The 21,695-nt window shown below is 44.4% G+C and carries 22 protein-coding genes; 11 read left to right on the top strand and 11 right to left on the bottom strand.

Features of this window, described 5'->3' with window-relative positions; translation table 11 throughout:
• Window positions 1-133 precede the first annotated feature (133 nt).
• Entirely contained in the window at window positions 134-1,288 is a 1,155-nt protein-coding gene (locus ACFSKO_RS12430; protein ID WP_380251995.1) for an aminotransferase, read from the top strand.
• 39 nt (window positions 1,289-1,327) lie between these two features.
• Here the strand turns inward: ACFSKO_RS12430 and pdxR are convergent, their stop codons facing one another.
• Window positions 1,328-2,827: a MocR-like pyridoxine biosynthesis transcription factor PdxR gene (gene pdxR, locus ACFSKO_RS12425; RefSeq protein ID WP_380251993.1), complete on the bottom strand. Its 1,500-nt coding sequence runs from the start codon at window positions 2,825-2,827 to the stop codon at window positions 1,328-1,330.
• 306 nt (window positions 2,828-3,133) lie between these two features.
• Here pdxR and ACFSKO_RS12420 point away from each other — a divergent pair, with 306 nt between their 5' ends.
• The 8 genes from ACFSKO_RS12420 (at window position 3,134) to ACFSKO_RS12385 (ending at window position 10,104) form a co-directional block, all read left to right on the top strand.
• Window positions 3,134-4,207, top strand: coding sequence for an extracellular solute-binding protein (locus ACFSKO_RS12420; protein WP_380251991.1), 1,074 nt, complete (start codon window positions 3,134-3,136; stop codon window positions 4,205-4,207).
• Between the two features lie 213 nt (window positions 4,208-4,420).
• On the top strand, window positions 4,421-5,566 hold the full coding sequence (locus ACFSKO_RS12415; protein ID WP_380251989.1) for an ABC transporter ATP-binding protein: 1,146 nt from the start codon (window positions 4,421-4,423) through the stop codon (window positions 5,564-5,566).
• Window positions 5,563-6,465: an ABC transporter permease gene (locus ACFSKO_RS12410; RefSeq protein ID WP_380251987.1), complete on the top strand. Its 903-nt coding sequence runs from the start codon at window positions 5,563-5,565 to the stop codon at window positions 6,463-6,465. Before ACFSKO_RS12415 ends, ACFSKO_RS12410 begins: the two co-directional genes overlap by 4 nt.
• Before the next feature lie 11 nt (window positions 6,466-6,476).
• Window positions 6,477-7,343 carry an ABC transporter permease gene (locus ACFSKO_RS12405; RefSeq protein ID WP_380251985.1) on the top strand — a complete coding sequence of 289 codons (867 nt, stop codon included), beginning with the start codon at window positions 6,477-6,479 and terminating at the stop codon, window positions 7,341-7,343.
• Window positions 7,344-7,751: 408 nt separating this feature from the next.
• Window positions 7,752-8,918: an extracellular solute-binding protein gene (locus tag ACFSKO_RS12400; RefSeq protein ID WP_380251983.1), complete on the top strand. Its 1,167-nt coding sequence runs from the start codon at window positions 7,752-7,754 to the stop codon at window positions 8,916-8,918.
• A 124-nt stretch (window positions 8,919-9,042) separates the two neighbouring features.
• Window positions 9,043-9,246 carry a mercury resistance system transport protein MerF gene (gene merF / locus ACFSKO_RS12395; protein WP_380251981.1) on the top strand — a complete coding sequence of 68 codons (204 nt, stop codon included), beginning with the start codon at window positions 9,043-9,045 and terminating at the stop codon, window positions 9,244-9,246.
• Window positions 9,243-9,446, top strand: coding sequence for a GDCCVxC domain-containing (seleno)protein (locus tag ACFSKO_RS12390; RefSeq protein WP_380251979.1), 204 nt, complete (start codon window positions 9,243-9,245; stop codon window positions 9,444-9,446). Before merF ends, ACFSKO_RS12390 begins: the two co-directional genes overlap by 4 nt.
• A 115-nt stretch (window positions 9,447-9,561) precedes the next feature.
• Entirely contained in the window at window positions 9,562-10,104 is a 543-nt protein-coding gene (locus ACFSKO_RS12385; protein ID WP_380251977.1) for a glycine cleavage system transcriptional repressor, read from the top strand.
• 127 nt (window positions 10,105-10,231) lie between these two features.
• Here the strand turns inward: ACFSKO_RS12385 and ung are convergent, their stop codons facing one another.
• The 5 genes from ung to ACFSKO_RS12360 all read right to left on the bottom strand — a co-directional run bounded on the left by ung (window position 10,232) and on the right by ACFSKO_RS12360 (window position 15,127).
• Window positions 10,232-10,951 (bottom strand): uracil-DNA glycosylase, encoded by a 720-nt coding sequence (gene ung, locus ACFSKO_RS12380; RefSeq protein WP_380251975.1) that lies wholly within the window; start codon window positions 10,949-10,951, stop codon window positions 10,232-10,234.
• A gap of 31 nt (window positions 10,952-10,982) precedes the next feature.
• Window positions 10,983-11,642: an isoprenoid biosynthesis glyoxalase ElbB gene (gene elbB / locus ACFSKO_RS12375; RefSeq protein WP_380251973.1), complete on the bottom strand. Its 660-nt coding sequence runs from the start codon at window positions 11,640-11,642 to the stop codon at window positions 10,983-10,985.
• A gap of 99 nt (window positions 11,643-11,741) precedes the next feature.
• The gene (locus ACFSKO_RS12370) at window positions 11,742-12,659 is read right to left on the bottom strand and encodes a LysR family transcriptional regulator (protein WP_380251971.1); all 918 of its coding nucleotides are present in this window, start codon (window positions 12,657-12,659) and stop codon (window positions 11,742-11,744) included.
• Window positions 12,660-12,861: 202 nt separating this feature from the next.
• Window positions 12,862-14,109 (bottom strand): FAD-dependent monooxygenase, encoded by a 1,248-nt coding sequence (locus ACFSKO_RS12365; protein WP_380251969.1) that lies wholly within the window; start codon window positions 14,107-14,109, stop codon window positions 12,862-12,864.
• Window positions 14,110-14,293: 184 nt separating this feature from the next.
• Entirely contained in the window at window positions 14,294-15,127 is an 834-nt protein-coding gene (locus tag ACFSKO_RS12360; RefSeq protein WP_380251967.1) for a DUF748 domain-containing protein, read from the bottom strand.
• A gap of 715 nt (window positions 15,128-15,842) precedes the next feature.
• Here ACFSKO_RS12360 and ACFSKO_RS12355 point away from each other — a divergent pair.
• Window positions 15,843-16,532: a cell wall hydrolase gene (locus tag ACFSKO_RS12355; RefSeq protein ID WP_380251965.1), complete on the top strand. Its 690-nt coding sequence runs from the start codon at window positions 15,843-15,845 to the stop codon at window positions 16,530-16,532.
• 182 nt (window positions 16,533-16,714) lie between these two features.
• Here ACFSKO_RS12355 and ACFSKO_RS12350 read toward each other — a convergent pair whose 3' ends face one another.
• Together ACFSKO_RS12350 and ACFSKO_RS12345 are read right to left on the bottom strand one after the other, a co-directional pair.
• Window positions 16,715-17,116, bottom strand: a complete 402-nt coding sequence (locus ACFSKO_RS12350) for a MerR family transcriptional regulator (protein WP_380251963.1) — start codon at window positions 17,114-17,116, stop codon at window positions 16,715-16,717.
• 221 nt (window positions 17,117-17,337) lie between these two features.
• Window positions 17,338-17,520, bottom strand: a complete 183-nt coding sequence (locus ACFSKO_RS12345) for a DUF4169 family protein (RefSeq protein WP_380251961.1) — start codon at window positions 17,518-17,520, stop codon at window positions 17,338-17,340.
• A 128-nt stretch (window positions 17,521-17,648) separates the two neighbouring features.
• Here ACFSKO_RS12345 and ACFSKO_RS12340 point away from each other — a divergent pair, with 128 nt between their 5' ends.
• Window positions 17,649-19,748, top strand: a complete 2,100-nt coding sequence (locus ACFSKO_RS12340; protein WP_380251959.1) for a S9 family peptidase — start codon at window positions 17,649-17,651, stop codon at window positions 19,746-19,748.
• Between the two features lie 73 nt (window positions 19,749-19,821).
• On the opposite strand, the gene ACFSKO_RS12335 is transcribed toward ACFSKO_RS12340, so the two are convergent.
• The 3 genes from ACFSKO_RS12335 to greA form a co-directional block, all read right to left on the bottom strand.
• Window positions 19,822-20,337: a DUF4410 domain-containing protein gene (locus ACFSKO_RS12335; RefSeq protein WP_380251957.1), complete on the bottom strand. Its 516-nt coding sequence runs from the start codon at window positions 20,335-20,337 to the stop codon at window positions 19,822-19,824.
• A gap of 171 nt (window positions 20,338-20,508) precedes the next feature.
• Window positions 20,509-21,072, bottom strand: coding sequence for a histidine phosphatase family protein (locus ACFSKO_RS12330; RefSeq protein WP_380251955.1), 564 nt, complete (start codon window positions 21,070-21,072; stop codon window positions 20,509-20,511).
• A 75-nt stretch (window positions 21,073-21,147) separates the two neighbouring features.
• Window positions 21,148-21,624 carry a transcription elongation factor GreA gene (greA, locus tag ACFSKO_RS12325; RefSeq protein WP_380251953.1) on the bottom strand — a complete coding sequence of 159 codons (477 nt, stop codon included), beginning with the start codon at window positions 21,622-21,624 and terminating at the stop codon, window positions 21,148-21,150.
• Between the last annotated feature and the right edge of the window lie 71 nt (window positions 21,625-21,695).

Below are 21,695 nucleotides of genomic sequence, written 5' to 3'. Positions count from 1 at the left end.
TAGTCAGTTTTTCTCAGCTAAATTAATAACTTCACAAAAGTTATTTGGAAATATTCTTGCGGTCATTCGTTGCATGATTTCGAGCAACGGTGTTACCATAACAACCTGTAAACAAGAGCGGGAGAACAACGCCATGAAAGATGCCAATTCTGTTCTGTCATCCTATAGTACGACAGTTTTTGAAGTTATGTCGCAGTTGGCGATGGAGCATGATGCCATTAACCTTGGGCAAGGTTTTCCCGATGAAGATGGACCTCTTGAGCTTCGGAAGATAGCCGCAGACGCCCTTATTGAAGGCCCGAATCAGTACCCTTCCATGATGGGGTTGCCAGAGTTACGTAAGGCGATTGCCGATCATGATAAGCGCTTTTACGGTATAAGCTTGGATTGGAAAACAGAGGTCATGGTGACTTCTGGGGCGACTGAAGCACTTTCAAACTGTCTGTTTGGGTTGATTGAACCCGGCGATGAAGTTGTTGTTCTCGAACCGTTTTATGATTGTTATCTCCCTTTGATCAAAAGGGCGGGTGGAATTCCTGTGGTTGTTCGGATGTCGGCACCAGATTGGAAACTCCCCGTAGAAGAACTCGATGAAGCGTTAACACAAGATACGAAACTTATCATCATTAACAGTCCGATGAACCCTACAGGTAAGGCGTTTCATTGGGATGAGCTGGAAGCTTTGGCAGAACTTTGTCTTCGTTATGATATTTATGCCGTGTGTGATGAGGTCTACGAACACCAAATTTATGACGGTCGGGAGCACTACCCGCTTATTACCTTGCCAGGAATGAGAGATCGAACGGTACGTATTGGATCTGCAGGCAAGAGTTTTGCTTTGACAGGGTGGAAAGTGGGATATATCTGTGCGGCGCCGGAACTGCTTGCTCCAATTAGCAAAGCACACCAATTCACAACCTTTACGACCCCGCCAAATCTGCAAAAGGCTGTTGCTGCAGGACTTGCTAAAGATCAAAGTTATTTTAATAATTTGACTGCGGATCTTCAGAAAAAACGTGATTACCTGGCAAGTGGGTTAGCCGAAATTGGTTTTGATGTACTGAAAAGCGATGGCACGTTTTTTATAACGGCAGATTTCAGTAAACTCTATAAAGGCGGCGATGAAAAATTTTGCCACTACATTACGACCGAAGCCAAGGTTGCTGCGGTGCCTGTCAGTGTTTTTTATGATGTTGAAGGCCCGAATAACCTCGTACGCTTTTGTTTTAGTAAACGCATAGAGGTGCTTGAAGAAGCTTTGAAAAGACTCAAGAAGGCTTTTTCTTGATGAGTTAGGGCTTTGATCGATAAAGAGAGATACTGTTGGTTAGAGTATCTCTCTTAGGATTTTTGCCATTCCCTTGACGCCTTCTGGAATTTTATCCTCTGGGGTTCCTGCGAAACCAACCATAATGCCTTTTCGTTTATACGGCTTCATGCAGTAGTAACTGATGTTATTAACGGCATAACCTGCGGCGCGGAGGGTCGTTTCCACCATTTCCGGATCAGCGTGTTCGGGGAGCCATGCATTGCAGTGGAAACCTTGGTCAACAGCTGAAATCTCTACGAGATCTTTGAGGTATTTATCGGCGGCCTGTAATAAAATTTGCTGACGCTGGTGATACACCTTGCGCATTTTTCGCATATGCGTGGCAAAGAAACCTTCGTTAATAAAGTCAGCAATAATCTGTTGGGTGAGAAGAGGGGTGGAGCGCTGCAGAATGGTTGAGGCGTGTGCAAAGGCCTCGATCATGGACTTTGGAACCACCATATAGCCAAGCCTTAATCCCGGATAGAGGATTTTGGTGAAAGAACTGACATAGAGGACGCGTCCGGATTTATCGAGCCCCTGCAAGGCCGAAAGAGGGCGTCCTGTATAGCGAAATTCGCTGTTATAATCATCTTCAAAAATCCAAGTGTTATTTTGTTGTGCCCATTCCAAAAGCTTGATGCGGCGGGTTAAAGGCATGCGACGACCAAGTGGATGCTGGCTTGATGGCGTAACGTAGGCCAGTTTAACGGCTTTATTTTTCTCTTCCTCAGGGCAAAGAGCAGGGTTGAAGCCATGCTCGTCAATCGGAATCGGGACAACTTTTGCGCCACTTCCTTGAAAAACACATCGCGCCGCTGTGTGGCCAGGGTCTTCCATCCAAACAGAATCATCTGGATCTATCAGTAATTGACTGGCGAGGTTTAAGGCTGTTTGAGTGCCTGATGTGATTATGATTTGTTCAGGCGTGCAACGAACAGATCTTGATGCTTTAAGGTAACTGGAGATGGCTTCTCGTAGCGGCATATAACCACCACGGTCAGAATAGGTCAGGTATTCATCTTTAGGTTTTCGTTGGTATCGGTTTGTCAGTCGTGAAAAAATATCATGTGGTAAAAGCTCGTAAGCAGGCTGGCTTGGGCGGAAGGTGAAAATGCCCTCTGGTTCATATTGGTGAGGAAGATCAGCATAGCCTTGGCCGCGCTTGGATAGACATAAATTTGGATCTTCTTCGCCGGATTCTGGGTCGTCTTCGACAGAGGTTTGATAGAATTCGGTCATTTCTGAGAGTCGTTGAGTAACATATGTCCCAGAACCACGACGTGTTTCGAGAAATCCTTCGGAAATCATTTGCTCGATCGTGTTGATAACTGTGGTGCGAGAAATATCAAGTTCAGTTGCGATTGTTCTGCTTGCAGGAAGTTTGGTTCCAGGGGGTAAGTCACCGGAAAGGATCAGCTTTCTGATGCCAATATAAAGCTGACGGTAAAGTGGACTCTGAGAGTTTTGGTCCAGTTTTATGCCCTCGAGTAACGCGCCGGATGCAAATTTCGCCATGTTCTTGAACTTAATCTAAAAGTGGTATGGTAAGGCATCCGATAATGGATCTTAAAGTGATGCCACTATCTGTGTAGTATTTCCAAAATAACAAAGCCGCAAGTAAAACCGCTTAAAAAAGTGGAATTGCAAACAAAGTTCAATGTCACTGTAATACATGCTCTATAAGTATATATTACATTACAATGATGCCCTTCCCGGGCATCAAAACAGACTTGGAGAGCTATTGTTCGGTGAGAATAGGGATGAAAATTGGTCCCGTGACGCATTCGAACATGTGCATTAAAAAAAACACGGAGGTTTTTTATGAGTACTACGAAAGCTATTTTGGGCCTTAGCGCGATTGCTGGTCTTGCATTTTCTGGCCAGGCACAAGCTGAAGAACTAAGACTTCTTACTTGGGGTGGTTATGCGCCTGATTCTGTTATCGAACAGTTCAAAGCAGAAACAGGTATCGATGTTAAGGTTACCAAATCTAACAACGAAGATATGATTTCCAAGTTGCGCGCAACGGGCGGCGGCGGGTTTGATCTTGCACAACCAAGTCAGGATCGTATCTCCTCTGCGCAAGCTGAGCACCGCATTTATAAGCCAATTGATCTCTCTAAAGTCGACAGCAGCCAGTTCATTGGCTCTATGTTGGAAGCAACCAAAGGCAATACGACTTACGAAGGTGATGTCTATGGCGTTCCTCATATATGGGGAACTAGCGGTTTGGTTTTGAATAAAGCAACCGCAAGCAGTGTTAAAGATTACACCGATCTTTGTAACGACGCTGTTGCTGGTAAAGTTTCTTATCGCCTCAAGCGTCCAACGCTTATCGGTTTTGCATTCTCAATGGGTCTTGATCCATTTGCTGCATACGGTGATAAAGATAAATATCAAGAAATCATGAATAAAGTTGAAGAGAAACTGATCTCTTGTAAGTCTAACGTGAAAACTTATTGGGAAGGTGGCGATGCGCTGCTGAACCTTGTTCGTTCTGGCGAAGTTGTTGCTGCAATGGCATGGGACACTGGTGGCTGGAAGCTAAACAGCGATAATGCCGATGTAACATTTGTTGCGCCTAAGTCTGGTGCTCTTGGTTGGATTGATACTTTTGCGTTGCCAAAGAAAACTAAAAATGAAGCTGGTGCTTACAAGTGGATTAACTTTGTAATGCGTCCTGAAATTGCAGCTCAAATTACAGCAGCTGCAGGAAACTTCACTGCTTCTAAAGGTGCTGATGAGTTCGCCGAAGATAAACTAAAAGCACAGTTCCAGGCTAGCTTCCCACAAGCTGATCTCGACAATATCAAATGGTACCCAACAGTACCTGCAGGACTTGAAACCATCGAAGGTAAAGTTCTGGATCGTGTGAAAGCGGCTGCTTCTAACTAAGCCAACCTTCTACGATTAAGTTACGGCTTCCCCCGGTCTTGAAAAAGGCTGGGGGAAATGCCTTCCACGGTCCTTTTTTCTAAAGCGTTAAAGACGAAAAAGGCGATCGAAGTTAGAGTGCCGACCCCTAAATTTCGGCATAAAAATAATAAATAATGGTACTGGCGCTTATAATTTAAAAAGCGCTTCAGTAATCAACTAGGTTTTAAGAAAATGAGCAATCAACTGGATCTTGAGTGTCGCAAAATTGTGAAGTCCTTTGGGAAATTTACAGCTGTTGACAATGTATCTTTGGAAATCCCCAAGGGATCATTTTTCTCAATACTCGGTCCAAGTGGCTGCGGTAAAACAACATTACTTCGCATGCTGGCGGGATTTATTGAACCGACAGCGGGTGACATTGTTATCAAAGGTAACTCCATGTTGGGAGTTCCACCGAATAAGCGTCCGGTAAATATGGTTTTTCAGCATCTCGCTCTTTTCCCAATGATGAATGTAGCAGAAAATATTGGCTATGGTCTGCGCCGTCGTAAAATGCCACAGGCAGAAATTGATAAACGCGTCGCCGATGTACTTGAACGCGTCAGTTTGCCGGATGCAGGACCTAAAAATGTTGACCAACTTTCTGGCGGGCAGCGTCAGAGAATTGCAATTGCGAGATCTTTAATCCTTGAGCCAGCAGTTCTCTTGTTGGATGAACCTCTTGGCGCTCTGGATCTAAAACTACGCGAACATATGAAGGTAGAGCTTAAGCAGCTTCAGAATGAAGTTGGTACGACGTTTGTCTATATAACGCACGATCAATCAGAAGCTCTTGTGATGTCTGATAATGTTGCGGTGATGAACGAAGGTCGTTTCGAGCAGGTCGGTTCTCCTCAAGATCTCTATTACAACCCGCAGACCGCTTTTGTTGCGGGCTTTGTTGGCGACAGCAATCGCTGGAGCGGGAAAGTGGAATCCGTAAATGGTGATCAAGCGATGATCACTTTGGACGATGGTGGGGTTATTGCGGCTGTATCAGGAACCAACTCATCTATGGACATTGGTGAGCAGGTAGAACTTTTTGTGCGCCCGGAAGCCATTACCATAGAACGTAGTGCATCGTCTGATAGTGGGGCTCATATCGAAGATGGGGAGAACACCCTAACGGGCGTTGTCGAGAACTTGCTTTTTGATGGAGCAAATAGTCGTGCGCAAGTTCGTGACCAAAAAACGGGTCATGAAGTTACGGTTTCTCTTCCTCAAACTGGAGCATTTAGTGACTTAAAATCAGGGGAACACTTGAGACTGAGTTGGAACGTTGAAAAAGCCCGATCTTATAAAGCGACGGCAACTTCCAAACAGGAGAAAGCAGCATGAGTAGTGCCGAGATCGCTGTTTCTAAAACGGGTCAAAGCTCTGTAATGCCAACATTAAAGCTTGGTACTTTTTTATTGATGCTGCCGTTGTTGCTGTGGTTGTTCTTACTGATTGTTCTTCCCCACGTTGATTTGTTGATCGTCTCGCTGCGGGAGAAATTAGGATATCGCGAGTATGCTTTTAGTCTTCAGAACTATACTGAATTTTTTGTAGAACCGCTGTATTGGAATACTTTTGTTCGAACGGCGGTGATGTCCATTCTGGCCACGTTCATTACGCTGATCATCGGTTTCCCGGTTTCCTATTATATCGCCAAGGTGATGAAAGGGAAAAAACGTAACCTGCTCTTCATGATGTGCCTGATTCCCTTTTGGGTATCTGAGTTGGTTCGAACGTTTGGCTGGATGATATTACTGCGTGAAAGTGGTGTGCTCAGTAGCTTTATCCAATGGATTGGTCTGGTCGATGGTCCTGTGGAGTTTCTTTATACTGATGCGACATTAATGGTTGGTCTCGTATATACCTCCATGCTGTTTATGGTGGTACCTTTGGTTTCCGTTCTGGACACTCTGGACGATAGTTTGATTGAAGCAGCCTATGACCTCGGTGGGAACACCGTGTCGATCTTGAGAGAAATAGTCATTCCTCACGCCATGCCGGGTATTGCGTCTGGCTGTATTGTCGTCTTTATGCTGACACTTGGAAATTATCTGACGCCTACTCTTCTAGGTGGCAAGGATAGCCTGTGGTTTACTGAACAAATTTATAACCAGTTTATCACCCGATTTAATTGGGAATCAGGTTCTGCCTTTGGTTTCCTATTGTTGTTCCTCTCTTCTGCGATTGTTTTTGTCGGCCTTAAGCTAAGCCGTCAGACACTTGCCGATACTGTTAAGTAAGGGGCACGATTATGATCCCATCTTTACCTCAATCAAAGTTTAGTACGCGGCTTTATGCTGCATATATAACCTTGTTCTTTCTTTATCTTGGTGCGCCGCTCATCGTAGTGGGTGTGTTTGCCTTTAATGATAGCTTGTTTCCTTCCATGCCTTGGAACGGGTTTACCTTGGATTGGTTTATAGGCACTGAAGCGCCAAGAGTTGGTGTTTTTAACGATTCACAACTTTTGGAAAGTATCGGGTTTTCAGCGTTTGTCGCGGTTTGTGTAACTACTCTCGCTGTTTTTGTCGGTACATGTAACGCCTTCCTTTTTGAGCGTCATTCGTTTCCGGGTAAAAACATTCTCTACATGTTTGCTTTGATGCCACTGGTTATTCCAGGCGTTATTCTTGGTATTTCGATCTTGATTTTCACCAATTCAATTGCAAATGGCGTTGAAGACAGCTTTGGGTGGGATTTTGAATTCCTGCGTCCAGGTTTGTTTATTGTTATTATGGGGCAATTCGCTTTTGTAACGACAATTACAACATTGGTGATCTCCGCGAGATTGAGAAAATTTGATAATAGTCTGGAAGAAGCGGCATTAAATCTTGGCGCAACGAAGTGGGAAGCTGTTCAAACCATTACGCTTCCTTTTCTTAAGCCGGCCATGATTGGCGCAGGAATTATCAGCTTTCTGATGTCCTTTGAAAATTTCAACACAACCTTGATGTTGGTTGGGTCCGACTCTCCGCTAACCATCACGATGTTTGATCGCCTCAAACAAGGGTCGACACCTGCGTTGAATGCAGTCTCTTTGATGTTAATGGTTGTTTCTGGTGCTTTGGCTCTTTTTGCAGTTTTTGTCCAACGGGATAAAAACAACAATGACAGCTGAATGAAATTTGACAGAACGCGTTTGATGAACGTGACTTTGTCTAGGAGTTATGTGTTCGACCGATCCGAAAGGTAGGGCGCATAAAGGTAGTTGCTCTTTGAGTAACTTACCCCACATGACTTGGCCGGGCTTATGCCCGGCCATTTTTTTCATAAGGCCGATCAAGTTATTTGACGAAGAGGGTCGAGAAAAAAGACCTTGGTTGATTGATGTGGTAATTTTGTGAGTGGAGAACTATGCTTATCTCCGCCGTCATGGAGTATTGGGGACTGATCTCGGGTGATGGTTACGCATTAATAAAAGAGTATTTCTAAAATATTTAAAACCGGTATCTGATGTTTTGTTAAGGGGGCCTAACAAGATTAAAGAGTAAACCAAAGAAGTTTCCATTTGGGGATTAGTCCGTCCATGTTTAAAAACACTGCTTTTAAGAACACAAAAACACAACAAGCAGCACAGAGTTTCACCCGCAGAGGCCTATTGAAATCGTTTGCGGCCCTAGTTGGAACCTGTGCCGTCTCTCCTCTGTTCTCCTCTCCTTCGGTAGCTTTATCAGGTGAACTGGAAGTATTTGCGTGGCAGAATTATTTCAGTAAAGAAATGATTTCTGAATTCAAAAAAGACACAGGGATACAGTTGTCAGTTACCAGCTTTGACACCAATGCGGAGGCATTGTTGTATCTGAAAGCAACGAAAGGGCAGGGCTTTGACCTTGTCTTTCCAACAGCAACATCCCTTACGAATTGGTACGTAGCTGAAGGCTTTTTACAGCCCCTTGATGAAAAACGTCTGGTCCTAGATCATATCCAGCCAACTATTTGGGAAAAATCGAGCAACCTGAATACGATCTACCGTGGACAACGGTTTGCGATGCCTTTTAGTTGGGGCGCAGAGGGTATGTGTTTTGATAGTACGGTTCATGACTATAAAGCTGGCCAAGTCTCTTGGGCCGATCAATGGCTCCCTGAAAATAAAGGACTTGTTACAGCGCGCCCCCATTCTGCCTTGACGACGATGGCTCTGATGCTTGATGGCACGGGGGAGCGGCTTAATATGGCCTATGTGAACGAGGAGATAGCACGAGAAGTTTTTGGTGAGGCCTTGCTCTTTGCTATTGAACACAAATCCTATATTCGTCAATTTTGGAGCGATGTAGAGGGTTTAACTTCTGCTTTCACCCAAAACAATTGTGTCGTCGGACAAGCGTGGGACGGAGTTGCTTTGGAACTATGGAAAAGTTCAAAAAGTAAGTTCAAGTTTGTTGCTCCCAAAGAAGGTGCCCTAGCGTGGTTAGGCACTATGGCCATACCCACTGAGGCACAAAACGTCGATCAGGCTTATGTACTCATAAATTGGCTATCAGCTCCCAAAGGAGGCGGAATGTTCATGTCTCATAGTGGTTTTAACTCCGTAGTCACTGAGGCCAAAGATAGACTGGATCTTGCTTCTCGTGATCGGTTTAATTTTGCTTTTAACGATGGGGCGGCGATGGATAACCTGAATTGGTGGCGTCCTGAGCCAAAGTGGTTTCAGGAATTACGAGAAGTGTATGTTCGTAAATATCAGGCTGCTTAATGTGAGAAAACAGTTAGAATAGAGCTGTTTGTTCTGAATTCCATTCAGTTTGTGGATCACATTTTCGTTGGCGATCTTCTTATCCCTACCAATGAAGCGTATACTTCCTTGGTAGGGAGAGTTCATGGATAAAAATAAATTTTTTAAAGTCGGTATCACTGGGGCAGTTGTCACAGCAATTTGTTGCGTGACACCTGTACTTGTTATCCTTTTTGGAGCGTTTGGTATCGGCGCAATGGTCGCTTATCTGGATATGATCCTCTTTCCTTTGTTAGCCGTTTTTTTGGGGATGGCGGGATATGGATATTGGAAGCGTAAGCAGATATGAGTGAGGCTTATTCTGTAATTACCTGTCCTGAGTGTGGCCATAACGAACGAGAAAAGATGCCGACAGATGCTTGCCAGTGGTTCTATGATTGCAAGGGTTGTAGCGCTTTGTTGAAGCCGAAAAGCGGGGATTGCTGTGTTTATTGTTCATATGGAACAAATCCCTGTCCACCAATTCAATCTGGTGAGAGCTGTTGTTAAGTATTTCTTGTAATAATATGTCAATGCCAGCACTATAAAAGTCGTTTTTGTTCAAATGAAAGGAGTATTAAGAATTATACTGAACAGATAACACATGGCTGAAAGGAGCAGTAGTATGGCGAATTCCATTATCCTGACCGTAACAGGTAAAGATCGGCCTGGATTGGTAGATGATATGTCTGCAATCATAACACAACTGGAAGGAAATTGGCTCGAAAGCCGGATTACCAAGCTATCTGGTAATTTTGCAGGTATAATTCGTGTATCTGTTCCAGAACAAAATACAGAGCAGCTAGAGGCTGATCTGAAGGCTGTTGAATGTGAGAGCTTTCACCTGTCGATTGAACTGCAAAATAGCGTTGAAGCAGATGTTCCGGTCAGAGAGTTGAGCCTTGAAATAATTGGGCCGGATCATCCTGGTATCATAAGGGATATATCGCATGCCCTCGCCGAGAAAAAGATCAGTATTAATGAGATGTTGACGGATTGTAACGACGGAGCAATGTCATCTGAACGGATCTTCAGTGCTGAAATAAATATTTCAATTCCAATAGCAGTATCCGTGGATATGCTACGGGATAAACTGGAAGATTTAGCGGACCAATTGATGGTCGATATTTCTATGGATGATCTCGAGGGCACGGTAACTCGGATATGATTAACTCAAGGTCATGCTGTAGCGAAGTTTGAAAATCATACCAGTTTAAAGCTAAGATTGTCGTCATAAGGCGCAGTAAAATACTGCGCCTTATTCAGTTGAGACTAGGACGTTTCATTTGGTTTGGTTAAAGCAAGCCAAGATGAATTTCTGAACTCGGCGGAAGTTGCCAGTCAATAGGTTGCTTATTGTATTGTTCAAGATATTGGTTAGTTTGCGAGAAATGATCGTTACCAAAAAAACCTCTGTGCGCTGATAGAGGGGACGGGTGCGGTGATTGCAGTACAAGATGTCTGTCTCTATCTATAACAGCGCCCTTTTTTTGTGCATAACTTCCCCAGAGAAGAAAGACGAGATTGTCATGTGCTTTGTTGAGCGCGAGGATGATCTGGTCAGTAAAAAGTTCCCACCCGCGACCTTGATGTGCCCCTGCCTTGTGCTGCTCCACCGTTAATACGGAATTCAATAGCAGTACGCCTTGTTGCGCCCAGGGAATTAGGCATCCGTGTTGTGGTTGGTCTATGTTGAGATCCTGCTTCATTTCTTTGAAGATATTTTTCAAAGATGGTGGGACTGGAATATCTGGGCGAACTGAAAAACATAGGCCATGGGCTTGGCCGGGGCCGTGGTATGGATCTTGGCCCAGAATAACGACCTTCACCTTGTCTAAGGGCGCGAGGTTCAAAGCTTGGAAATATTCGGACCCCTTTGGGAATATCGTTTTGTTGAGCTTTTTTTGCTGTGTGAGAAAAGCTTTAAGGTTATGCATGTAATCTTTGTTAAATTCAGAAGAAAGGGCAACTTTCCAGCTTTCATCCAGCTTGATGGTCTCTGAAGATGTGATCATTTATTTCGTTTATCGTGGAGATTGATTGGGGCTAGTCGTCGATAAGGGTAAGCAGAACTTCCATGGCATTTTCGGCACCACGGGCGATGTCAGGAACGGTTGCATCAAGCATATAACATGGTGTTGTAACCAGCTTGTTTGTCCGATCGACCACAACTTCACCATGCCCCGTTGTCTCATGGGTGGCGCCCATGGTTTCAAGCGTGAGGGCAGTCGCTGTATCTTGACCTATGGTTAGGGTCGGACTGTCGTAAAGGCGGGCCACAACGGCGGGAGAAATGCAAAGGGCCGCAACAGGTTTGTTTAAGCTGATCATGCCTTTGATTGCAGATTCAACATCCGGATTAATGGAACATTCGGCTCCTTCACTCGCAAAGCTTGAAAGATTTTTGGCAGCACCAAACCCACCAGGAAGGACCATGGCATGAACGTTATTGGGATCAAATTCAGCTAAATTGGTAATATTACCCCGTGCAATTCGCGCAGATTCAATAAGGACATTTCTGCGTTCGTTGGGAACGGTTTGTTTTGTCAAATGATTGATGACATCGCTTTGTTCAATGTTGGGTGCAAAACAAATTGTTTCTGCCCCAAGCTTTTGAAGGGCATAGAGTGTCATCACTGCTTCATGAATTTCAGCGCCATCAAGAAAACCACAGCCAGATAGGATTACAGCGACCTTGACACTCATACATCTCTCCGGGGTTTGCGTAGCTTCTGTTATTCTAACCGCAATAAAATTAACAATCTATCAAGTCAGGATTTTACGTGATCTGCCGAAGCTGTGGCTTTACTTTTGCTGGCTAGCTTCGCGCAGAAGTTTTTCAACATCCTGACGTTTTGTGTGTTTAAAAAATTCACGTGCTATTGGCGAACTTGGCTCTCGTTTAGCAATGACCATGCCGATATTATTGATCAAGCGTGGCTCAGATAAAGGAATAGCAACTACGCCCTCAAGGTTTCTAAGAATATGAATGAGGCTGATCGGAACGATACTCGATGTAGATCCAAAACGGGTTTCATGTAACAGTTGGGTAATGGAATTGGTCTGAGTGTGTGGCGTCACAAAACAGTCCAGTTCTTCAAACGTTTTATCGATAATTCGACGGTATTGCATGTCTCTTGTCAGAAGGCTTAAGGGCAGATTTGCGGCTTCTTGCCAGGTAATGGTTTGGCGATCTTTGAGAGGGCCATCTGCATTGTGTATCAAGGAATATTCTTCTTGATACAACTCGTGGCTTTCTACATTTGAGCTAAGTTCATCGCTTAGGTAGGTAACGCCAACTTCTAGATCAAACTTTTCCAGGCCCAACTGAATTTCGGCAGAAGAGAGTGAAAGCAGAGAAATTGTAATATTTGGGTGTGCGTCACAAAAAGGATTTTTTATCAATGACATCATTGGCATTGCGGAGGGGACAGCGCCTATGCGCAGGTGCCCCGCAAGGCCTTTACTCATTTGGCTGAGAGATTGTTTTAGGGTCCGGGCCTCTGCGAGGATGCGTTGTGCTGTAGACACCACCAGTTCGCCCTCGGTGGTTAAGCCTTGAAAGCTTCGCTCTCTTTTGACAATAGGCACGCCGAGTTCATTTTCAAGCTGTCGAATACGGGCTGAAAAAGCTGGTTGAGAGATGTTGCTGTTCTTGGCGGCTCGCCCAAAGTGCTTTTCGCGCGCAAGCGCACAGAGTAGTTCCAATTGGCGCAAGTCCAAGGCAATCACCTCCTGAGGTACAAATTATTCTTTTAATCTCGTGCGTTAAGTGAAGATCGGACATCCGATATTCTATTGCTGACATTCTATTGTTGAGTTTATACAACAAATTTATCGTAAAGATAAGGGGTTAAACATAAGGGGATATGCTTTCCTCTCATCGATTTAGAGCGTCATAAGCCGTTTGTTTTGCGACAAACATCTACTGATTTCGTTCTATTTCCTTGCCTGACATCAGGCTTGGGGTGCCTAAGGGGGATGTCATACCGGATTTCATCATTAAATGCCGTAAGGGGGAGAAGTTCCTAACTGCGGACAGGCCAATGTCTCTCACCTTGTGGAGAATAGCGCTGTCATTTGAGGCAAAACGGTTTAATCCATCGGCCGCGGCCAAACGGGAAACAACATCAAACCGTCTAGCTCTGTCATATTCTTTTAAGAGTTCAATGTCGTTGAGGGCTTTATCAGCTTTGTTTTGATCAATTAAGAGTTCAGCTAAAACAGCGACATCGCGCAAACTCAGGTTTAATCCTTGAGCGGCAATTGGGGGAAGGGCATGTGCCGCTTCAGCTATAAGAGCTAGATTAGGACTATAAAAGTGATCACTAAGCATTGCAGAGATTGGGAATCCACCGCGCTTGCCGAATAGCTTTACGGATCCCAATCGCCCTTTGATTTTGTTTATAAGTTCCTCTGAAAATTCATCATCACCAAGGGCGAGATATTTTTTTGCGAGACGTGTTTCTTCGACCCATACAATTGAAGAGCGTTTCCCCATCATTGGGACAAGGGTGAAAGGTCCTGCAGGATAGTGTGTTTCCGTCGAAACATTTTGATGAGATTTGCTGTGCTCAATGTAGCAGGTGATGGCGGTCTGAGGGTATGACCAGGACATGCTTTTAATACCGGCAGTTTTGCGACAGGCAGAATTTTTGCCGTCAGCACCGATAGTTAAGGCGGCGATTGAACTTTTGTCATTAGATAGAGTGAGCTGGTATCCTTCGGATGTCTGCGCCATTTTTTCCATCTTTGTTGATGTTAAATGGGTTACCTCCGGAAGGTTGTTTAAACGTGTGCAAAGAACGCGACGTAGAACAGAGTTGGGAACATTAAAGCCAAAGGGAGAATTTTCAATTTCTCTGGAGTCAAAGTCCGTTGAATTTGAATGTTTTTGCTGGCCCCGAGGAAGGTTAACAATACGCATAACTGTCAACGCTGTTGCGTAATCTTCGCATCCGTCCCAGGCACCACACGCTTTGAGAAGATTTATAGAGTTTTGAATAAGCGCTGTGGTTCTATTGTCTTTGGCCTCTTCAAAAGGGGTGTCGTAAGATTCTGGTTCCAAGTCGATAAGAAGGGTTTTGATGCCCGCAGTTCCGAGGGCCGCTGCGAGGCTGAGACCAGCTAGTCCACCCCCGACAATTTGTACCTGTGAAGTATAATCCGCCATTCGTATGCACAACACCAAGGGTGCAGCCCTTACTTAATTTTGTTCTTAAATGAGGTACTCCCAAAGCGTGAATGGTGCAAGGTGAACTATAAGATAATGCATGTTTGTTTGAGAAAACGGGAATAAAAAATGGAGCTCGAAAGCTCCATTTTTTATAGTAATTATTTAGGTACAGGTTGGGCGGCTAATCTCCCAAAAGTCCTTTGAGGGCATTACCTGCACCATCCGCAGCACCTTTAATGCCGTCGGTTGCGCCAGAAGCGGCATCACCTACTGTACTTGTTACACCAGAAGCGCCACTGACTACGCCGTCTGCAACACCCTTAACGCCATCTGTGACGCCTTTGGCTAGGCCGTCTAAATCAACAGATCCCAGCGCGCCGGTTATGTTTTTGGTCACGGCCCCAAAAGCTGCTTGTAAAATAACTGCGGGGCTTGCGCCTTGATCACCTTTGCCAATGTCTTTCAGGTGAATGTTTGGCAAGTCCACATCTATTGTTTTGTCGCCAAGTGGCGCAGCTGCGACGGAAATTTCGCCATCATTCAAATAGAGATGCTCAACGATAAATTTAGGAGCGTCTTCATTTGATGCGGTTGTTTCACTGCTCTTGCCGTGGGACTGAGTATTTTCATTGATGGTATCAATGTTACTTTTCTGTGGCCCGACTTCATAAGTAATATGAGGTGCGTTAATCCTTACTTCATTGATGATAATAACATCGTCTGTTAACGATTTTATATCAATTTTGACGGAAATTTCATCAAATTGGAAAGCTTCATTTGACTTGAAGCCATCTGGATTGCTCATGGTGAAACCACGTAAGCTGCCCTGACCTGTTGTTGGTGAAATCTCAACATCATTAAGGGTGACCTCGGTCTGAGTCATGTCAGAGGCAATGCTTTCAACTGCGGCTTTCACAATTGAATCCAGTGATGAATAGACAAAGATAAAGCCAGCCACGATAAGGATAGCGAGTGCGACAGCTGTAATGCTGGCAATTTTGACAAATTTGTTCATCGTTCAGTTTTCCCCGATTGTTCTGTACCAAGCGATTTATCACTCTTGGGGAGGGAAAGCTATAAGTATGTGTGCTTATGTAAGGGTAAGTCGAGAGTGAATCGATGAGTTATAAGGCCTTTATCGTAAACGGTGTTTGTTAACTATTTAAGTAATGAAATTAATAAATTTCAGTAATGTTTTATGAATTTTAACTTATATTTTTGATGTGATAATTTTGCCACGAAGCCGGTTTTAAATAAAACTTATGACATTTTATAATTTTAAAAAGATGACATATTAATGTAATGGTATGAAAAAATAAATAATATCAATGATTTATATTGTCGGTATTTTTACTTATATCCGGTCATAAATTTATCACAATAAATGCATGGGTGTTTCATTTGAGAGAATGGGAGACATGCGATACGTGCATGGTTGAATATTCTCGTTATCAGTAATTATATTTTATTTAAAGTAATTATAAAGTATAGAATTAATAAAAACAAACTATATAAGTGTTTTTATATGTTTTTGTCACGAATTCATGATAAATATTTCTTTGACTCTTGATGTTAATATCTTGTAAAGATTTGTTACTAACAAGCGACACTGGGTTGTTTGTTTTATTTTGATCCCTATATCGGGGGACGCTCACAATGATCTGATCTGTGTGGGCACGGGCTTGCGAAAGCTGCTGAAGTTATAAGTCTTGGACTGAGGTACTTACATTATGAGACGTGGTTTACGGCAGATTAAACGAATTGGTTACCGGTTACGTGGTCAATTCCGAGGTCATTGGTATGGTCTATCGTCATTTAGTTTCGCTCTTGCTATTAGTGCGGGAGTTTTGGCACCTGACGTTCAGCAAAATGTATTAGCTGTTCAGGTTTCAGAAGGTGATTTCATTTCACCTGTTGATGTACGGATTCTTGCACGTGACTATGCAGTATTACCAGAACTGGAACGCCGGCGTCCGACAGACGCAAGTTTTGAGGCTGAACTGGAATGTCTTGCGCAAAACATCTATTTTGAATCCCGCAGTGAAACAACAAGTGGTAAACGCGCTGTTGCACATGTTGTGCTTAACCGTGTTTCAAGTAAGCGTTTCCCGTCCACAATCTGTGGCGTTGTTCAGCAAGGTGGTTCTAAAAAGCTAAATCGCTGTCAGTTCTCTTGGTGGTGTGATGGGCGTAAAGATGAAATTGCCAATGAAGAGGCGTGGGAAGAATCTCTGGAATTAGCACGCTATGTATATTGGGGAATTTCCGAGGATGTGAGTGAAGGTGCTCTTTGGTATCACGCTGATTATGTTAGCCCCAAATGGCGGACAGCCTTTGATAAGGGCCCAACAATCGGTCGTCATATTTTTTATCGTGAAAAATCTGACGAACTGCGGGTTGCATCACTCGACGTAAAGTAGGCCTTTATGCTCTAATGTAGAAAGCGCCTGATAAAAGGCGCTTTTTTAATTTTAAATCATATAAATTTTATCCTGAATCTAAAACGACTTTATCTATTGAGTTCATGGGGTTGATTGCTGCTGTTGGCTTGTGTTGCAAAAACGAGTCGCAGTGAGTTTCTTCACTCGTAAATTTCTACTGGTCACTTTGGGTGCTTTTGCATCCGCTTTGGAGTGGAGCTTGCTGGTTGGTTGATTTCCATCTCTTTATAGAGGTCAACTTTGGAATCAAGCAGGTCTTTGCAGAGAGAAAGTTCCTCAATTTTATGCGCTACGATTTGGCGTTGTTTTTCCAGCATTTTACGTCGTTCCCGCGCCGTGGATGGACCAATTTCCCGAAGAGCGGCGTAGCGAGCCATATCCTTTACGCCCATGTCCATAGCGCGCAGTTTTTGTAAAAAACCGATCCATTCCCTTATCTGAGGCTGATAAACGCGTCGCCCGCCTTGATCTCTTGGTGTATTCGGAAGCAGGCCAATCTTTTCATAATAACGAAGTGTATCAATTGAGAGGCCGCTTTGGTTTGCGAGTTCGCCGATGTACATTTTTGCCTCTCCAGTGTTATCGCCCAGTGTGTGTTATCGTCTAGTGCTATAGCTCAAGTGTTATGATCTTTTCTTTAGAAAAACTGGTCGCGCTAGAGTTAATTTCAAAGGGTATCAATTTTTCTTTCTGTATATTACACACATAAATTAGGTGCTGGAGTACACTCTAGGACAATAGAAAATTATTGATGGCCTGAAACTTTGCTGAAGGAACTTAAATGTTAAGTGTCTTTATCTAATTTATGGTCATCTAAATTTTTTAAATTATTCTTTTTTTCTGTATTTGAAATCAATCTTTCAGTTTTAGTGCGGCCGTGTGCAACACGGTTATCGGCAGCATGGGACGCTTTGGCCTCACGAGCTTTGTCTTTCCGAAATTGTTTCAAGTTAATCACGTTGTTCATGGATGCTCTCCTTGACCCAAGTTTCTATGTCAGGGCATAAAATCTCTTTGCATTTCTTGTTTCTTCTTATGATGTAACCATTTACTGCTTCTGTACCAGAAATTTTTTGTTTCCCATACGGAGCCACCATGTCCAGTATCCCTGTTTCAGAGAATAACTTTGCCCCAAAAGCAGAGAAACGACCATTCTACCATGAGCTTCATGGCGAACGCAGGGAAGATCCATACGCATGGCTTCGGGCCGATAACTGGCAGGAAGTTATGCGTCAACCTGACAAGCTCTCTCCAGATATTCGTGATTATTTGGAGCAAGAAAATGGTTACTGCAAAGCTGTGATGGCAGATCAGGAGCATTTGCAAGAGGTGCTGTTTGAGGAGCTAAAGGGGCGCATCAAAGAGGACGATTCTTCGGTACCTTCGCCGGATGGGCAATGGCTTTACTACCTTCGTTATGAAGAAGGTGCTCAACATCCGATTTTTTGCCGCAAACCATCTTCTGGAAGTGGTGACGAAGTCATATTGCTGGATGGCAATAAAGAGGCTGAAGGCAAAGATTTTTTCCAAATTGCCAGCTGTTCGCACAGTCCCGATCACCGCTATGTTGCTTATAGTGTTGATGAAAAGGGATCGGAATATTACAGCCTGAAAATTCGAGATCTTAGTACGGGCGATGAGCTGGATGATTTGATCGAGAATACTTCCGGATACGTAGTCTGGGCCGCAGATAACAGGACGCTATTCTATACTGTATTGGATGAAAATCATCGCCCTTCGAAAGTCTTCCGCCATATGCTTGGTGATGATGAAGAATTGGATGTGCAGGTTTACGAAGAAACTGATCCAGGCTTTTTTGTAGGCATTGGCAAAAGTGAGTCCGGTCGTTTTATCCAGATTCTGGCCCATGACCATCAAACCTCTGAAGTGCATTTAATCGCCTCTGATCAACCCGCAACGCCGCCAAAGGTTGTCTCTGTTCGACAAGAAGGCCTTGAGTACGAAGTCACAGATCATGGTGAGCGGTTGTTAGTTTTGACGAGCGCGGATGGTGCTGTTGATTTCAAAATTTGCGAAACAGCCATTGATAAACCTGCGCGTGATAACTGGAAAGATTTGGTTCCGCACCAACCCGGTGTCTTAATCCTGACCCAGATCCTTTTTAAAGATCATATGACGCGCCTTGAACGCGTTGAAGGACTGCCTCGGATCGTCATTACGCGAATTTCAGACGGACAAGAGCACTCGATCTCTTTTGATGAGCAAGCCTATAGTCTTGGTATGTCTGCGGGATATGAATTCGATACAACGTCTCTGCGCTTTACCTATTCTTCTCTTTCTACGCCAGCCCAAGTCTACGATTACGATATGGAAAGCCGTGAGCGGGTGCTGCGTAAAGAAGATGAAATCCCAAGCGGGCATAATCCTGATGAGTATGAAGTCAGACGTTTGATGGCACCTTCGCACGACGGGGCATTGGTGCCGATATCTTTGCTCTATCGAAAAGATATACCGCTGGATGGCAAGGCGCCGTTATTGCTTTACGGTTATGGCTCCTATGGCAACGCTATACCAGCAGGGTTTATGCGTAACAGCTATTCTCTGGTTGACCGTGGGTTTGTCTATGCCATTGCCCACATTCGTGGCGGTACGGATAAGGGATACGGTTGGTATCTCGACGGCAAGATGGAGAAGAAAAAGAACACTTTTATCGACTTTATCGCTGCGGCCGAGCACTTAATTTCAGAAGGATATACGTCAAAAGGTCAAATTGCAGCGCACGGTGGAAGCGCAGGCGGGATGTTGATGGGGGTGGTTAGTAATATGCGCCCAGATCTCTTTAAGGCCATTGTCGCTGATGTACCTTTTGTTGATGTTCTAACCACGATGTGTGATGCGACTTTGCCTTTAACGCCGCCTGAATGGCCGGAGTGGGGGAACCCGATTGCAGGGAAAGAGGCCTATGACTACATCAAGTCCTATTCGCCGGTTGATAATGTGAGCATTCAAGCCTATCCGAACATGCTGATCACTGCGGGGCTTACTGATCCGCGCGTGACTTATTGGGAGCCTGCAAAATGGGTGGCGAAGTTGCGTGACCTAAAAATAGACACCAATCATCTGATATTTAAAACCAATATGTCAGCGGGACACGGTGGGGCATCCGGACGTTTTGAACGCCTCAAAGAAGTGGCTTTGATGGATGCATTTCTTGTGAAAGTATTTGGCCTATAGATAAATAGAACGCGATCCATCGTTATTGTAAATCTAGGGCCAGAAAGTTTTGTTTCTGGCCCTAGATTTTGTTTTAAAGAAGGCCAGTTACGATCTGTTCACTTACTTCCCGAATGGCATCGTCCGCTCCGCTTTCGGATGAAAAGGGATGGGCTGCTGATTTTCCTTCGGCTTGGAAGGAGGTAATGGTTTCACCCGTTTTGATTTCTTTGAGGATTACTTCTGCGGTGACATTGTTTGATCCGGCTAATACACCAAAGAAAATACGCGCAGCAGTAGGTACTTTTTTTGCACCAGAGACGTGTACGTCAAGGGTATATTTTGCACTGGTACGATCCTGGTTAACTCCCGTAAATACTTCACGGCTAACCAATTTACCAAATAATCTATCTTGCAGGCGATTAGCAAAATCTTCAGCGGCCTTAGCTTGATCTTCTGAAACATCTTTATTCGTTGAGACGCTTAATACGATGGTCGCAGTATGGTCAATTTCAGAGGTAAGTGCTGATGTCTGTGTTAATTTTCCAGAAGAGCTACATCCAAAAACAAAGAGAGACAAGAAAAGAGTGATAACAATTTTTTTGAACACAGGAATTATCCTTAATTACATAGAGTATTTTCGTGTGGATAGTTGTCTTGATTGTCTCGAAAATACAAGCAGTAATTGAAATCAATGCGTGAGTTTTTGTCTCGAGTTCCCAAGGAAAGGATAACAAGGGTATTGGAAAATCTTTGGGTCGACTCTTTACGTTAAAGGTATCTAACTTTCGTTCACAAAATGGCGTTGCCAACTTGTGTGTGTTGCCGTTGGTGGTATGTGATGGGCAAGCGCGCAGTTAGGGAGCACTTGGTGGTCCTTAACGCCGAAGTAATGTTTGATGGAGCCATACAGGCCACCATGGGCGGCGATTAGAACGGGGCCTGGGCGATCAATAGCTTTGTTAATACCAGCAGTTGCACGTTCGAGAAATTGTTCTCTGGTTTCTGCGCCACCGGGAGTAAACTCTCCGTCTTTCCAGGCGGCAAACCAACCATCATCGACCAAGCCTTCGTGATCGCCGAAACAGGCTTCTTTGAGGTCGTCGAGGATAATTAATTCGCAATTCAGAACTTCATTGAGGATCTTAGCTGTTTCCAAGGCGCGACCAAGGGGGCTTGCGCAGATGGTGGCTATGTTGGTGCCTCTGATTGTTTCTGCTGCCTGATAGGCCTGTTGCCGCCCGGTTTCATTGAGAGGGATATCGGTAAAGCCCTGCATTAATCCTTTGGCGTTCCAGTCGGTTTGACCATGGCGGATGTAATAGAATTCTTTTTCAAGCAACATTATGTAAGCCTACCTAAACAAAAACACCCGGCACATCGTAGATGTGCCGGGTTATACACACTTAAAATCAAACGCTTAAAGGTATTGGATTTTAACGATCTCATAACCCTTGTCGCCAGCAGGGGTTCTAACTTCTACAGAATCCCCTTCTTCCTTACTGATCAGCGCACGGGCGATCGGAGAGGTGATGGCAATACGTCCGGCTTTAACGTCTGCTTCCAAATCCCCAACCAACTGGTAAGTGGCTTCTTCGTCGGTGTCTTCATCAGCGATAGTAACCGTTGCACCAAATTTCACTGTAGAGCCAGACATCGCGGAGACGTCAATGACTTCAGCGCGCGAGATTCGTGCTTCGAGTTCCATGATGCGACCTTCGGTAAAACTCTGTTTTTCACGCGCAGCGTGATACTCAGCGTTCTCAGAAAGATCTCCGTGCTCGCGGGCTTCGGCGATAGCACGAATAATAGCTGGGCGCTCAACAACCTTGAGGTTGCGTAACTCTTCTTCAAGACGGACGAGGCCGTCCTTGGTCATAGGGAACTTTTCACTCATTCGCGTTTCCAGGCGTTAATACAAATAGCAACTCCCGATTCCACCGCCGTTTAGGGTGAGAATCGGGAGTC

This window comes from Kiloniella antarctica (assembly GCF_042682825.1).
In the GTDB taxonomy this organism is placed as follows: Bacteria; Pseudomonadota; Alphaproteobacteria; order Kiloniellales; family Kiloniellaceae; genus Kiloniella; species Kiloniella antarctica.
The sequence above is the reverse complement of the archived record's forward strand: the minus strand, read 5'-3'. Positions and strand labels throughout refer to the sequence as shown.

Excerpts from the sequence above, each read along its gene's own strand:
- ACFSKO_RS12430 (WP_380251995.1), top strand. The coding sequence starts at position 134 with ATGAAAGATGCCAATTCTGTTCTGTCATCCTATAGTACGACAGTTTTT.
- pdxR (WP_380251993.1), bottom strand. The coding sequence starts at position 2,827 with ATGGCGAAATTTGCATCCGGCGCGTTACTCGAGGGCATAAAACTGGAC.
- ACFSKO_RS12420 (WP_380251991.1), top strand. The coding sequence starts at position 3,134 with ATGAGTACTACGAAAGCTATTTTGGGCCTTAGCGCGATTGCTGGTCTT.
- ACFSKO_RS12415 (WP_380251989.1), top strand. The coding sequence starts at position 4,421 with ATGAGCAATCAACTGGATCTTGAGTGTCGCAAAATTGTGAAGTCCTTT.
- ACFSKO_RS12410 (WP_380251987.1), top strand. The coding sequence starts at position 5,563 with ATGAGTAGTGCCGAGATCGCTGTTTCTAAAACGGGTCAAAGCTCTGTA.
- ACFSKO_RS12405 (WP_380251985.1), top strand. The coding sequence starts at position 6,477 with ATGATCCCATCTTTACCTCAATCAAAGTTTAGTACGCGGCTTTATGCT.
- ACFSKO_RS12400 (WP_380251983.1), top strand. The coding sequence starts at position 7,752 with ATGTTTAAAAACACTGCTTTTAAGAACACAAAAACACAACAAGCAGCA.
- merF (WP_380251981.1), top strand. The coding sequence starts at position 9,043 with ATGGATAAAAATAAATTTTTTAAAGTCGGTATCACTGGGGCAGTTGTC.
- ACFSKO_RS12390 (WP_380251979.1), top strand. The coding sequence starts at position 9,243 with ATGAGTGAGGCTTATTCTGTAATTACCTGTCCTGAGTGTGGCCATAAC.
- ACFSKO_RS12385 (WP_380251977.1), top strand. The coding sequence starts at position 9,562 with ATGGCGAATTCCATTATCCTGACCGTAACAGGTAAAGATCGGCCTGGA.
- ung (WP_380251975.1), bottom strand. The coding sequence starts at position 10,951 with ATGATCACATCTTCAGAGACCATCAAGCTGGATGAAAGCTGGAAAGTT.
- elbB (WP_380251973.1), bottom strand. The coding sequence starts at position 11,642 with ATGAGTGTCAAGGTCGCTGTAATCCTATCTGGCTGTGGTTTTCTTGAT.
- ACFSKO_RS12365 (WP_380251969.1), bottom strand. The coding sequence starts at position 14,109 with ATGGCGGATTATACTTCACAGGTACAAATTGTCGGGGGTGGACTAGCT.
- ACFSKO_RS12360 (WP_380251967.1), bottom strand. The coding sequence starts at position 15,127 with ATGAACAAATTTGTCAAAATTGCCAGCATTACAGCTGTCGCACTCGCT.
- ACFSKO_RS12355 (WP_380251965.1), top strand. The coding sequence starts at position 15,843 with ATGAGACGTGGTTTACGGCAGATTAAACGAATTGGTTACCGGTTACGT.
- ACFSKO_RS12350 (WP_380251963.1), bottom strand. The coding sequence starts at position 17,116 with ATGTACATCGGCGAACTCGCAAACCAAAGCGGCCTCTCAATTGATACA.
- ACFSKO_RS12345 (WP_380251961.1), bottom strand. The coding sequence starts at position 17,520 with ATGAACAACGTGATTAACTTGAAACAATTTCGGAAAGACAAAGCTCGT.
- ACFSKO_RS12340 (WP_380251959.1), top strand. The coding sequence starts at position 17,649 with ATGTCCAGTATCCCTGTTTCAGAGAATAACTTTGCCCCAAAAGCAGAG.
- ACFSKO_RS12330 (WP_380251955.1), bottom strand. The coding sequence starts at position 21,072 with ATGTTGCTTGAAAAAGAATTCTATTACATCCGCCATGGTCAAACCGAC.
- greA (WP_380251953.1), bottom strand. The coding sequence starts at position 21,624 with ATGAGTGAAAAGTTCCCTATGACCAAGGACGGCCTCGTCCGTCTTGAA.